The following is a 13,344-nucleotide window of genomic DNA, read 5'->3' on the forward strand; positions in this document are numbered from 1 at the left end:
CAGATCTGCCCTGGATGCATACGTACCCAGTATATTCGCTGTCTCATCAGGAATATGTCTATGAACTCCCTTAATCCGGTCACATCTGTTACGTAAAACAATGAATACCCATGGAAAACGAAAAAGAAGCCCAGCTACGGCACGGGTTAAGTGTCCATAGGCAGGCTTCTTCCAGGCGAAGAATAGAATACAGTTCTTCGAAAAATTTACTTCGTAGTCGTTTGTTTGTGGGCATCAGCGATGGTTTTCTTGTCCTCCAGCTCCTGTACACTGCTTAGAAACGTCGATACCCGTCGCAAATATTCACGAGGGTGCTCTCTGAAAATAAGCTCATGTATCCCGTTTTTAACAATCCATACACTGGAAAGCGGGTTGGTTTGATTGGCAGCGAGCTTTTCCGCAATAGGATAAGGAGCTTTTTCATCCTGTGTACCATGCACAAACATGATCGGGAACGGATAGTTTTCCTTTTTAACCTCCTGATATGGAATTTGATGCAAGCTGGTTCCGTTCAAGACTGGAAACAGCAACTCCAGAATTTCCAAAGACGGATGTCTTGGCAGATTAATTTGATTGTGAATGTTATGGTACAGCGTATCTGGCTCCAGCAGGAAGGTGCTGTCCAAAATCATTGCGTCCACATCCTTGGTTTGCAAGCCCGCCTGAAGAGCGGTTCCTGCCCCCATGGAGAAGCCCCATACGATAATCTCCGACGAGCCGCGTTGCTTCGCAAGCTGGATCGCTCCGAGAAGCTGCTGGGATTCCGCTTTGCCTCCGGTTGCGACTGCTTTGCTGTTTTGTGACGCAAATCCATAATCGAACATGACCACATTAAAGTTCAAACTGTGGGCATAATGCGCCAAATCATACATGGGAATCCAGCTTTCTTCGCGGTTAGCCCCATAGCCATGACTGAAAATAATCGTTTTCCGCGATTGGTCCGCCGGGATATACCAGCCTTGTACCATGCGGCTACCATCCTTGGCAGGGAAGCTGACTTCCTCATAAGGCATGCTTTTAGCCTGCATCGGATTAGAGTACAGTGGTGCAACGGTGGGATTCGTAAGTACCCATGCGATGTAAGCATGCAAGGCAATAAAACAAAACAACAGAAAAAAGACGACCGACAGCAGCAGAGCAATCACAACGTGCTTGAACCGCAGCAGACGGGGATTAAAGAGTGGGGTGGACGGCTCCTGAACAGCGGTCTGTAGCTGAGCGTTGCGCTGGGATGTCGAAATCATGTAAGAGCCTCCTTATATAAAATTGATCTTCGTTTCATAGAATTTAGGTATAATTCCACTTGAAAATAGTAGTGTAGATCCGTATAGATACCTATTATCGTATGATGGGGATTATCCAAAGTCAACGCCTGAACCGGAAAAGTAAAAATGATGCAAAGTATTGTCGATGTTTGTTCTCGTTCTGTAATATGGTTGTCACAAAAACATCGGTTTACAGTAGCCGCGACTATTCTATATAATTTATGTAACCATGTTTCATAGTGTGAAACGAATATGGATACAAGAGGAGCGGTTCACGATGGAAGACCGTAAATTAACCGTTCGCGCTGTAGAGCGTGCACTTGATATACTGCTGTGTTTTACCGCAGATTCGGATCTTGGCCTGACGGAGATTGCCTCCAAAATTGGTCTACATAAAAGCACGGTTCATCGGCTGCTGACTACGTTGGAGGATCGGGGCTTTGTCGTTCGGAATGCCGAAACGGAAAAATATCGACTTGGCTTCCGCATTTGGGAGCTATCCACGCATTTGTCCCAAAGCGACGAGCCGGCGGTGTTGTTACAGCCTGCAATGGAAGGACTACGTGATCGTCTGGGCGAGACGGTCAGCTTGTACTTACGGGACGGCAGCATGCGTATTCGCATACAAGCCGTGCAGAGCAATCAGGCGATCCGCAGGGTTGCGCCTGTAGGTGCGCGTATGCCGCTGGCTGTAGGGGCCTCCAGCAAAGTGCTGGCAGCCTTTATGCCGCCGCAAGAGCTGGAAGCCCTGCTAAGCGGGGATGAATGGCCGCCCTCGGTAGACCCGGAGGTCTATAAAGCCCAGCTGCAGGACATTCGCGAGAAGGGCTATGCGACCAGCTATGAAGAACGGGAGCCAGGGGCTGCTGCTGTGGCTGCCCCAATTGTAAACCGGAAGGGACAGGTCACTGCGGCTTTATCTGTATCCGGTCCGGTCAGTCGGCTTGCACCCGAGACGCTACATGACTTTGCTCCGATTTTGATTGAAGCGGCGAAGGAAATGGGACTTATGCTTCCGTAACAAGAATGAGCACAGTTGAAGCAAGCAAAGTGATTTGATGGGGAGCGTCTCCTTGGTAAAGGGAACCTAGAAGGGTTGCCAAAGCCATAAATTTAAAGTAGTCTGGTAAGGATGGCGGGATATCTGTTATAGCCGCCTCATGTGAATAGAAGTATCACAGTTACTGGGGGAGCCTGTAATGCCGGGCTGAGATGGAATCGTGCAAGATTCCGGACCCTTTGCACCTGATCTGGATCATACCAGCGTAGGGAAGTAATCGGCCATTGAAATGTATACGCGGCTGCTGTCTACGGTGACGCATTGGAATAGGATTATTCCACATGCGTACTGTCTGGATAGCTGCCTCGTTAGATTAGCCGGTTCCCTGGGGAACCGGCTTTTTTGCATAGATCAGCGCCACCCTGGGAATGGTTCCGGATCGGTGTGTCATTTCATCGAAACGGGAGGAATGGACAATGAAGCCGACAGAAGTAGAAGGAACAAAAGGAACAGAATTGAAATCAACAGAAGTAAGATTGGTAGGAACAAAAGAAGTTGAGGTAGAGAAGACAAACGGGGAGCAAGCCAGTGGGGTAAGGCCCTTTCCAGGGAGCCGTAAGGTATATATTCAAGGCTCACGGCCGGACATTGCCGTGCCAGAGCGCGAAATTGCTCTTCATCCTACACATACGCCGCAGGGCACGGAGCATCATGAGCCATTGCGTGTGTACGATACGAGCGGTCCCATGACCGACGAAGCCTATCAGGTCGATATCCGTCAGGGCCTGCCTCCATTGCGGCGAGCTTGGGCCCTGGAACGGGGCGATGTGGAGGCTTACGAGGGACGCGCCGTCCAGCCGGAGGATAATGGACTGAAACCTGGCTCCAAACGGGAGACAGTGGAATTTCCCGGCGTGACCAACCGTCCGCTTCGTGCTTTGCAAGGTCGTACAGTGACACAAATGCATTATGCGCGGCAAGGGATCATTACGCCCGAAATGGAATTTGCGGCGATCCGCGAAGGGGTGGAGCCTGAGTTTGTACGGCAGGAGTTGGCGGCTGGACGAGCCATTTTGCCTTCGAATATCAATCACCCTGAAAGTGAGCCAATGGTCATTGGGCGTCATTTTCACGTGAAGATCAATGCGAACATTGGTAATTCTGCGGTTACCTCCTCCATCGAGGAGGAAGTGGAAAAAATGACCTGGGCTGTGCGTTGGGGCTCGGATACGGTTATGGACCTGTCCACAGGCCGTAATATCCATACAACACGTGAATGGATCATTCGGAATTCTCCTGTACCGATTGGGACTGTACCGCTGTATCAGGCACTTGAAAAGGTGAACGGCGAAGCAGAAGCGCTGACGTGGGAGCTGTATCGCGATACGCTGATTGAGCAAGCGGAGCAGGGAGTGGACTATTTTACAATTCATGCGGGTGTATTGCTGAGGTATATACCGATGACGGCGAATAGAATGACGGGAATTGTATCCCGTGGCGGGTCGATCATGGCAGCCTGGTGCCTTGCGCACCATCAGGAGAATTTTTTGTATACACATTTTGAAGAAATCTGCGAAATTATGAAAGCCTATGATGTGGCCTTTTCTCTCGGGGATGGTCTACGTCCGGGTAGCATCTATGATGCGAATGATGAAGCACAGTTTGCAGAGCTGGAAACGTTGGGCGAGCTAACGCAAATCGCCTGGAAGCATGATGTTCAGGTCATGATTGAAGGGCCAGGACATGTCCCTATGCATAAAATCAAAGAGAATGTGGATTTACAAATGGAGATTTGTAAGGAAGCTCCTTTCTATACCTTGGGACCGCTCACGACGGATATTGCCCCCGGATATGATCATATTACCTCAGCCATCGGGGCGGCGATGATCGGTTGGTTCGGGACGTCCATGCTGTGTTATGTTACGCCTAAGGAGCATTTGGGTCTGCCCAATAAGGATGATGTCCGTGAGGGTGTCATTACCTACAAAATTGCGGCACATGCTGCCGATCTGGCGAAAGGTCATCCACGGGCGCAGCAGCGGGATGATGCTTTGTCCAAGGCACGCTTTGAGTTCCGCTGGCGGGACCAGTTCAATCTGTCGCTTGATCCCGAGCGGGCCTTGTCCTACCATGATGAGACGCTACCGGCAGAGGGCGCCAAGGAAGCACATTTTTGCTCGATGTGCGGCCCCAAATTTTGTAGTATGCGTATCACTCAGGACATTCGCGCCTATGCAGCGGATAAGGGGCTGAACACTCAAGAAGCAGTAGCTGCCGGGATGCGTGAGAAGGCAGAGCAGTATCGGGATGGAGGTCAGTAAAACGAACGTGGGAGTTTAGGGACAAATGAATTAAAAAAGCCGTGGTTCTCTACAGTCGATGTAGGAAACTACGGCTTTTTAGCTTATGTAAAGCGGATCATGCAACCGGATAAACGGCGCCTTATTTTTTACCCATTTTTTCATTCAAAATGTCCTGAAAGCTGAGCTTCTTCTCCGAGCTATCTTCTTTCTTCTGCATACTCACCGCGTTGGCACGTTGGTATTGGTGGTGAAAGGGCATCAGGGTGTGGACGGTTAAGTTCATTGTATTCATGTAGGTCATTCCTCCAATTCCATATTGTCAAATTCAGATTGAGTTGCTTAGGACGTCTGTATAGGACTATTTGTATGTACTTGATGTCGTGATGCTATGTAGGTTGCTTGGTAATGTTTCAATCATTATACCCACATTTTTTCAAAGTAAAACGCTTTTGACATAAAACAGGAAGATGGTCATATGTGTCCAAAATGTCGATTAGGAGGATGGTCGTTTTAGAGGAAAATGTGCCTAGGTCTAAAACAAGGGCTAGAGGCCCGTTTTCTTAGTTTAGTAGTCGGGATTGTGTTATTTTGTCGAATAACCTTGTAAAAGGAGAATTTTGCGGAATCCAAGTCAGGATTGAGGCAGTCTGGTGGCGAATTAAAGTGTCAAAGTTGTATTGACTTTATGTTTGGTAGTAGATACCATGAACTGGTTGTCAGCGTATTTTGGCAACAAGAGTCAGCCAATCCATCTGGCGATTCATCCTTTGAAATGTTAGAGAAAGGATTAGAGCATATATGAAAAAAAGTATTGCAGATATCGCATTTATTATTCTGGGTGCGTTTTTTTTCGCGCTAGCTGTTAATCTGTTTGTGATCCCGAATGAGTTTGGTGAGGGGGGCGTTACAGGGGTTACGATCATTTTGTACTACCTGTTTCAGTGGTCTCCCTCGATCGTCAATCTGGTGATCAATGGCTTGCTGTTGATTGTCGGATATAAATTTTTGGACAAGAGAACGACCCTGTACACTATAATTGCGGTCGCTTTTAACTCGCTGTTTCTACATTTAACGGTCAACTGGCGGATTGATTCGCATGAGCCGACGATTAATGCTGTATTTGCCGGAGTTTTGGTGGGGGTCGGCATTGGCTTAATTGTACGGGTAGGTGGCACTACGGCGGGAACGGTCATTTTAGCCCGAATTGCCAACAAGTATCTGGATTGGAATATCAGCTATGGCCTGCTGTTTTTTGATTTGATTGTCGCGTTCTCTTCCTATTTTATTATTGGTCCAGAAAAATTGATGCTAACTATCGTTATTTTGTACGTTGGTACGAAGGTGATGGACTTCATGATCGAAGGACTAAACCCTAAAAAAGCGGTCATGATCATTTCGGAGCACCAAGATAAAATTGCCGAGATGGTCATCACGAAAATGGATCGTGGAGTTACCGTCCTGTCAGGCCACGGATATTACACTAAAAATCCAAAAGAAGTGCTGTATATCGTCATTAGTAAACAAGAGGTATCAGCGCTTAAAAAGATAGTGAAAGCCATCGACACAGCAGCATTTATCACCATTCATGACGTGCGGGATGTGTTCGGAGAGGGTTTTCTGGATATTTCGAAATAACTCGCGTGCGAAGGTAAGGTTATAAGAGAACATAGTTGGAAGTCGGTCCTGAGGGATCGACTTTTTTTGTTTTATATAAATAAGATGAACTTGAAAAATGAACATCAAAACGGAGTAGGCGGAATGGTGCTGTACAAGCGAAGCACCATCCGACTGCGCAGTGGCGCTATAGGTAACTCTTAAGTTCGGTTTATATAAATAAAAAAATACCCCCGATTGCAGCTTTATCTGCAAAACGGGGGTTCTTCACATATGAAGTTCATAAACTTAGCTTTCGATCATTTGACGCAATACGGTTTGCAGAATACCACCGTTGTGGTAGTAGTCGATATCGACAGTGCTGTCCAGACGGGCAATTACTGGGAATTCGAACTTCGTGCCATCCTCGCGTTTAGCCACAACCGTAAGCTCTTGACCAGGCTTCACGTCATTGTCGATGCCAAGAATGTCAAACGTTTCACGACCGTTCAGACCCAAGCTGGACCAGCCATAGCCTTCCTGGAATTGCAGAGGCAGTACACCCATGCCGACCAGGTTACTGCGGTGAATCCGCTCGAAGCTTTCGGCAATGACAGCCTTAACGCCCAGCAAAAGCGTACCTTTGGCCGCCCAGTCACGAGAGCTGCCTGTGCCGTATTCCTTACCAGCAATGACGATCAGGTTTTGATCGGCTGCCTGATATTTCATGGATGCATCATAGATGGACATTTCCTCATCCGTTGGCAAGTATTTGGTCACGCCGCCTTCAGTACCTGGAGCCACATTGTTGCGGATACGGATGTTGGCGAATGTACCGCGCATCATGACCTCGTGGTTACCGCGACGGGAGCCGTAGGAGTTGAAGTCCTTGCGTTCCACGCCATGCTCCTTCAAGTACAGTCCTGCCGGGCTGGAAGGAGCAATGTTGCCTGCTGGTGAGATATGGTCGGTTGTGACCGAATCATTCAACAGGGCAAGCACACGGGCATTACGGATTTCCTTGATATCCTGCACGCCATCCTGAAGTTTTTCAAAGAATGGTGGATTTTGAATATAAGTTGATTTTTCATCCCATTCATATAGTTCGCCTTCAGGAACCGGAATGGAGTTCCATTTTTCGTTGGCAGTAAATACATTCTCATATTTACGACGGAACATATCCGGGCTGAGAGACAGGCTGATGGCTTCCTTGATCTCCTCGGAGGTTGGCCAGATATCTTTCAGGTAGACAGGCTGATTGTCCTGATCGTAACCGAGCGGATCATTCACCAAATCAATGTTCACTGTGCCTGCCAGCGCATAAGCGACAACCAGTGGCGGTGAGCCGAGATAGTTGGCTTTTACTTGCGCATGCACACGACCTTCAAAGTTCCGGTTGCCGGAAATAACTGCGCCAACCGTCAAATCATTGTCAGTGATGGCTTGACTCACTTCGTCAGGAAGTGGGCCGGAGTTACCGATACAGGTTGCGCAGCCGTAGCCTGCTACATGGAAGCCGAGGGCTTCGAGCGGTCCGATTAATCCGGCTTTTTGCAGGTATTCCGTCACGACGAGGGAGCCTGGTGTCAAGCTTGTTTTAACATAGCCTGGTTTTTTGAGCCCGCGCTGCACTGCTTTTTTGGCCAGCAAGCCCGCACCGAGCATAACGCTTGGATTGGAGGTATTCGTGCAGCTTGTGATAGCTGCAATAACGACTGCTCCTGTACCCAACTCGCTGGTGGAGCCGTCCGGATGGGTCAGAGGAATCTTCTGTGCGATTTTTTCATCGCTCAGTCCATAGCCGCCCTTGTCCACCGGGGTACGGATAATGCCTTCAAACGTTTCTTTCATGCGGCTAAGCTCAACACGGTCCTGCGGACGTTTGGGTCCCGCGAGACTCGGTACAACCGAAGCCAGATCCAGCTCAATCGTATCGCTGAACACAGGGTCCGGCGTATCGGATGTGCGGAACATGCCTTGCGCCTTGTAATATTCCTCTACAAGGCTTACTTGCTCATCGGAACGTCCGGTGCTGCGCAGGTAGGCCAGCGTTTCCGCATCGACCGGGAAGAAGCCAATCGTTGCGCCGTATTCCGGTGCCATGTTGGCAACTGTCGCACGGTCAGCCAAGCTGATGTTAGCCAGACCAGGCCCGTAAAATTCCACGAATTTGCCGACTACGCCTTTTTTACGCAGCATTTGCGTTACAGTGAGCGCCAGATCGGTGGCGGTAGAGCCTTCCGTCAGACTGCCTGTCAGCTTGAAGCCAATCACATCGGGAGTGACAAAATACAGCGGTTGCCCCAGCATACCCGCCTCTGCCTCAATCCCGCCGACACCCCAGCCAACAACACCAAGGCCGTTAATCATCGTGGTATGGGAGTCTGTTCCCACGAGGGAATCCGGGAAGACGACCGTTTCGCCGTCAATGGTTTTGGTGGCGGCCACGGAGGCGAGATACTCCAGATTGACCTGATGGACGATACCGGTGGACGGCGGTACAGCACGGAAGTTGTTGAACGCCGTTTGCGCCCAACGCAGAAAACGGTACCGCTCCTCGTTGCGTTCAAACTCTACATTAATATTGTAGTCCAGCGCGTCACTGGTACCGAAAGCATCGACCATGACCGAGTGGTCGATAACGAGATCGACAGGGACGAGCGGATTGATTTGTTTCGGATCACCGCCCGCTTTTTTCACCGTATCACGCATAGCTGCCAAATCGACAACCACCGGGACACCGGTAAAATCCTGTAGCACGATGCGTGCAGGAATGAACGGAATCTCCTTGTTGGTGTCACGATCCTCAGCCCATCCTGTCAGCTGTTGCACATGTTCTTCTGTAATGGCGCGTCCGTCAAATTGGCGAACCGCAGCTTCCAGCAACACTTTAATGGAGAAAGGCAGCTTGGCAATACCGCTCTTTCCTTGTTCCTCCAGTGCCTTAAGACTATAGTAGCGATAAGGCTTACCGTTAACTTCGAGACTACGGGCAATGGAGAACTGATCTTTTCCTGACATAAGTATTACCTCCTTGAAGTGGATGCTTGGGGGAAAATAGGGATGTCGTTTTTTCGACGTCTTGCACAGTTGGTTTAAATTGGTTGCGTTCTCAATTACATCTTCAGTGGTTCATTACGTGTTAGAGGTTGCGATCAATGTAATTTGTTTCATTAGATGAAACGTGATTTCAAAATGATTGCTTTTGGATTAAGTATACCGTTTTCAGACGGTTCCGTAAAGTTTTTTTGGCCTAAATGATGCGTTGCAGATTGGAAAATAAAACGTTCCGCTCCCTCGCGTTTCGATGTTCATACCAAGCTTTAGAGATTCATACTTATAGATAGAGAGCATTTCAGACCAGAGAGGCAAGAAAGGAAGTCATACATCACTCCGGTTATCCCCAGGAAAGGATAGCGGGACGAATATGGAGGGATTGGGATGGGGGAGCGGGAATGGAAACAGGCCCTTTTTGCTTACGTGAATCAATACAATCGCAGTGAAGTGAATGGTGTACCGCAGCCAGATGAGTATCTGGAGGTGGGGCAGCGGATGGAACGAGCAGCACGTGCGGCCAGATTGGAGCAGTGGTACAACGAACGGGACGCTGTTCCCCTACGCAGCGAGACACGCGCCAAGCCGCTACGAATGGTGCAGGATACTCCGGATGAGGCTGTGGTAGATGTACAACTGCATGTCCGACTCTTTTATGAGAAGGGCGGGATGACTCACCGGGAGGATCGGATTGAACGGGAGCGTCTGACGTTCACACGCGAGGGTGAAGCCTGGCAGGTAGCGAGAATTGAGCGCGATCCGGCAGAAAGGAAGCCAGCAGGGGGAGAGGTTCCTTTTGAACAGGCTTCGTTTAATCAAGGAGGAAATCTGCCGCTGCTGAATCGCGGTGTGCTGGGCTTCGGCTCATCAGCACGTCCCAGCCGATATCGCCGCGAAGAAGCAGCGGCCTATGCAGATCAGTGGTGGGATAGCTTCAATCCGGAGTTTGAAGGTTTTGATGTGGATTGCACCAATTATATCTCGCAATGCCTCTTTGCAGGGGGAGCACCGATCCACTATACTGGTAAAAGAGAATCGGGCTGGTGGTATAAAGGACGGGTTGCCGGACGTGAGCTGTGGAGCTACAGTTGGGCAGTTTCCAACAGTCTGGAGCGGTATTTGGGCTCCAGTTCATGGGGGTTGACTGCTGAGCAAGTGAGTCGCCCAGAGCAGCTCATGCTGGGGGATGTCATTTTTTACGATTGGGATGGTGACGGAACCTTCCAGCACAGCACGGTGGTGACGGCCTTTGATGCGGGCGGCATGCCGCTAGTCAATGCACATACGGTAAGCTCCAGACATCGTTATTGGGACTATAAAAATTCGTATGCGTGGACCGACAACACGGTATATCGCTTTTATCACATCGCCGACTATTTTTAAATGAGATGATGGATAACAGGTACAGTGATGCAAATCAGTCACAATGACGAAAGCAGGAAAGCGGAGGATAGGCATGGCAAATCAAAAATTGACCGTAGGGCTGGTGTACGGTGGCAAATCGGGTGAACATGAGGTTTCGCTGCAAACGGCGTATGCGGTAATGAACGCTTTTAACTATGAGAAATACGAGATTATTCCTTTTTATATTACGAAGGCTGGCGATTGGCGTAGAGGGGCGCTATTAAGCGCTCCTCTGGCTTCTGTAGAGCAATTGAAGCTGGAACGCGCAGAGGGTGGCACCAAGGCGGCATTAGATACATTGTTCGGCAAGCTGTACGGAGAGCAGACGCTGGATGTGCTGTTTCCGTTGCTGCACGGTACCTTTGGCGAGGACGGAACGATTCAGGGTCTGTTCGAAATGGCGGATATGCCTTATGTCGGTGCGGGAGTGCTGGCTTCGGCAGCAGGTATGGATAAAGGCGTCATGAAGAAGCTGTTTGAGCATGCAGGATTGCCGCAAGTGAAATACTGTTATTTTAATAGTACACAGTGGGCCCAAACCAGTCATGATCTGGTACGTAACATGGAAACCGAGCTAGGTTATCCTTGCTTTGTCAAACCAGCCAATCTGGGATCAAGTGTCGGTATTTCCAAAGCCAGCAACCGAGAAGAGCTGGAAAAGGCTGTAGATCTGGCTTTGCAATTTGACCTAAAGGTGATTGTTGAGGAGTACGTCGATGCCCGTGAGATTGAGGTCAGCGTACTGGGCAATGATGAGCCGATTGCCTCGGTACCGGGTGAAATTGTATCGGCGAGTGATTATTACGATTACGCTGCCAAATATACGGATGGCCAATCGGAAATGCTTATTCCGGCACCGTTGGATGAGGAAGTGGCAGATCGTATTCGTGAAGCCGCATTGCAAGCATTCCGCGCTCTAGAAGGCTGCGGGATTTCCCGTGCCGATTTCTTCGTCAGACGCTCGGACGGACATATCCTTATTAATGAAGTGAATACAATGCCTGGTTTTACACCGTTCAGTATGTATCCATTACTGTGGAGAGAAACAGGCGTATCCTATGCAAGTCTGCTGGACCGCATGATTGCCCTTGCACTGGAGCGTTATGAGCGCAGGTCGGCACTGCACTACGAGAACTCATAAACGAAACAAAGGGGAGCTGATCACTCTCCTTTTTGTTCATATAAATGGCATATCTTTGAGCACAACACTAAACCCTTAATCATGAAAGGTGGCGGCTACACATGGGCTTTCAAACTGAATTTAACTCAGTGTGCAAATTCAAGAGCGAACAAGAACTTTACGAACTGCTGGAATACGGACGTGGCAAGATGGTTAAATCCGGGCTGCGCGTGTTTCCGACAGGCCAGAAGGTCATCGCTTACAGCGTGGATAACGTGGCAGTAGCCATCGTGCAGATTGTGGGCTGTATCGCCGAAATTAATTTCCAGGGCGATGAAGTGACCGAAGTTGAAATGATTCTCATTCGTAAGCTGAATGAAGAGGAAGCGAGAATTCAGACCGCATTGGCGGATGAAATGTTTTTTGGAGCACAGCAGCAATCCTAGCTGATTCCTTCTTGCAATTTGTGCGATAACACCGAATCAGCAGGTGCTTTTCCGGGTATGATCAGTAGAAAAGGGTTTTAGGTCACAGAACGAAAGCGGCCTTACCATCTACTGCGACTGCTGAAAGGAAGACACCCTATGATCGTAAGGTTCGGTTATGTAGCCATGTCGGTTACCGTGCAAAATGCATCCCCCTCTAAAACCATGACAATGAGCAGCTTTAACAAGATTGGAGACCGAGAAGCTGCGATCCGCAAGCTAGAACGGATAGCAGCCGAAAATCTCCATAATACTTTGAGGCTGCTGCGCCATAATCGCGCGAGTGATATCCAGGTCTATCGTTTCTCATCTAAGCTGATTCCGCTCGCGACCCATCAGGATCTGCGGGATTGGGACCCGTTTCAGGCGCTTGCTGCTGATTTTGCAGAGGTAGGGAACTATGTCAAGGCGAATAGGATGAGGGTATCGTTTCACCCCGATCATTTTACAGTGTTAAGCACTCCCCGTCCTGAGGTGTTGCAGAGCTCCATTAATGATCTGAAGTACCACAAAGCGATGCTGGAGGCCATGGGGCTCGGTGCCGAAGCCAAGAACAACATTCATATTGGTGGTGCATACGGAGATAAGGTGACCTCAGGCCAGCGTTTTGTAGAGCAGGTTAGTGCGCTGGATCTTTCGTTAAGAGAACGGTTAACGCTGGAAAATGATGATAAAACGTTCAATGCGGTGGAAACGCTGGAGGCTTGCAAATTGACGGGGTTGCCGATGGTTCTCGATATTCATCATCAATGGGTGAATAATGAGGGGGAAAAGTCGTGGGAGCTATGGCCGGGTATTTTGGATACTTGGAAAGGGGAGTTGGCCCAAGCCGGATCTTCTGCTGATTATCCATTGCCGCCCAAAATTCATGCGTCCAGTCCCAAAAGTGAAAAAGATCCCCGGGGCCATGCGGAGGGTGTTCTAGTGGAGCCGTTGCTTACCTTTTTGCGCAATATTGCCGGATATACGGATCGAATTGATGTCATGCTTGAAGCCAAGCTTAAGGATGAAGCGTTATTCGGATTGATGAATGAACTGCGCCTTCAGGAAGACAATGGGGTTAAAGTGCTGGATGGGGCTTCCGTAGAAATTATGCCTTAGAAAGTGGCATTTCGCGGAT

General features: G+C 49.2%; 10 protein-coding genes and 1 riboswitch. Of the genes, 7 read left to right on the forward strand and 3 right to left on the reverse strand.

Features of this window, described 5'->3' with window-relative positions:
* Window positions 1–206: 206 nt before the first annotated feature.
* The gene (locus MKY24_RS03910) at window positions 207–1,244 is read right to left on the reverse strand and encodes an alpha/beta hydrolase (protein ID WP_023987001.1); all 1,038 of its coding nucleotides are present in this window, start codon (window positions 1,242–1,244) and stop codon (window positions 207–209) included.
* 298 nt (window positions 1,245–1,542) lie between these two features.
* On the opposite strand from MKY24_RS03910, the gene MKY24_RS03915 reads away from it, so the two are divergent.
* Window positions 1,543–2,286, forward strand: coding sequence for an IclR family transcriptional regulator (locus tag MKY24_RS03915; RefSeq protein WP_071639527.1), 744 nt, complete (start codon window positions 1,543–1,545; stop codon window positions 2,284–2,286).
* A gap of 155 nt (window positions 2,287–2,441) precedes the next feature.
* Window positions 2,442–2,554: riboswitch (TPP riboswitch) on the forward strand.
* Between the two features lie 187 nt (window positions 2,555–2,741).
* Window positions 2,742–4,586, forward strand: coding sequence for a phosphomethylpyrimidine synthase ThiC (gene thiC / locus MKY24_RS03920; protein ID WP_339201437.1), 1,845 nt, complete (start codon window positions 2,742–2,744; stop codon window positions 4,584–4,586).
* A 121-nt stretch (window positions 4,587–4,707) separates the two neighbouring features.
* On the opposite strand, the gene MKY24_RS03925 is transcribed toward thiC, so the two are convergent.
* Window positions 4,708–4,860, reverse strand: a complete 153-nt coding sequence (locus tag MKY24_RS03925) for a hypothetical protein (RefSeq protein ID WP_010348453.1) — start codon at window positions 4,858–4,860, stop codon at window positions 4,708–4,710.
* A 506-nt stretch (window positions 4,861–5,366) separates the two neighbouring features.
* Between MKY24_RS03925 and MKY24_RS03930 the strand changes: the two genes are divergently transcribed.
* The gene (locus MKY24_RS03930) at window positions 5,367–6,203 is read left to right on the forward strand and encodes a YitT family protein (RefSeq protein ID WP_023987004.1); all 837 of its coding nucleotides are present in this window, start codon (window positions 5,367–5,369) and stop codon (window positions 6,201–6,203) included.
* Window positions 6,204–6,470: 267 nt separating this feature from the next.
* On the opposite strand, the gene acnA is transcribed toward MKY24_RS03930, so the two are convergent.
* A complete protein-coding gene (acnA, locus tag MKY24_RS03935) occupies window positions 6,471–9,182 on the reverse strand; it encodes an aconitate hydratase AcnA (RefSeq protein ID WP_023987005.1) in 2,712 nt (903 codons plus the stop codon).
* A gap of 420 nt (window positions 9,183–9,602) precedes the next feature.
* On the opposite strand from acnA, the gene MKY24_RS03940 reads away from it, so the two are divergent.
* The 4 genes from MKY24_RS03940 to uvsE all read left to right on the forward strand — a co-directional run bounded on the left by MKY24_RS03940 (window position 9,603) and on the right by uvsE (window position 13,325).
* On the forward strand, window positions 9,603–10,598 hold the full coding sequence (locus tag MKY24_RS03940) for an amidase domain-containing protein (protein WP_023987006.1): 996 nt from the start codon (window positions 9,603–9,605) through the stop codon (window positions 10,596–10,598).
* A 73-nt stretch (window positions 10,599–10,671) separates the two neighbouring features.
* Window positions 10,672–11,760: a D-alanine--D-alanine ligase gene (locus tag MKY24_RS03945; protein WP_068939418.1), complete on the forward strand. Its 1,089-nt coding sequence runs from the start codon at window positions 10,672–10,674 to the stop codon at window positions 11,758–11,760.
* Between the two features lie 101 nt (window positions 11,761–11,861).
* Window positions 11,862–12,185 carry a hypothetical protein gene (locus tag MKY24_RS03950; RefSeq protein ID WP_023987008.1) on the forward strand — a complete coding sequence of 108 codons (324 nt, stop codon included), beginning with the start codon at window positions 11,862–11,864 and terminating at the stop codon, window positions 12,183–12,185.
* A gap of 138 nt (window positions 12,186–12,323) precedes the next feature.
* Window positions 12,324–13,325 carry a UV DNA damage repair endonuclease UvsE gene (gene uvsE / locus MKY24_RS03955; RefSeq protein WP_339201440.1) on the forward strand — a complete coding sequence of 334 codons (1,002 nt, stop codon included), beginning with the start codon at window positions 12,324–12,326 and terminating at the stop codon, window positions 13,323–13,325.
* Window positions 13,326–13,344: the final 19 nt, after the last annotated feature.

This window comes from Paenibacillus sp. FSL P2-0322, assembly GCF_037975315.1.
Classification (GTDB): Bacteria; Bacillota; Bacilli; order Paenibacillales; family Paenibacillaceae; genus Paenibacillus; species Paenibacillus polymyxa_B.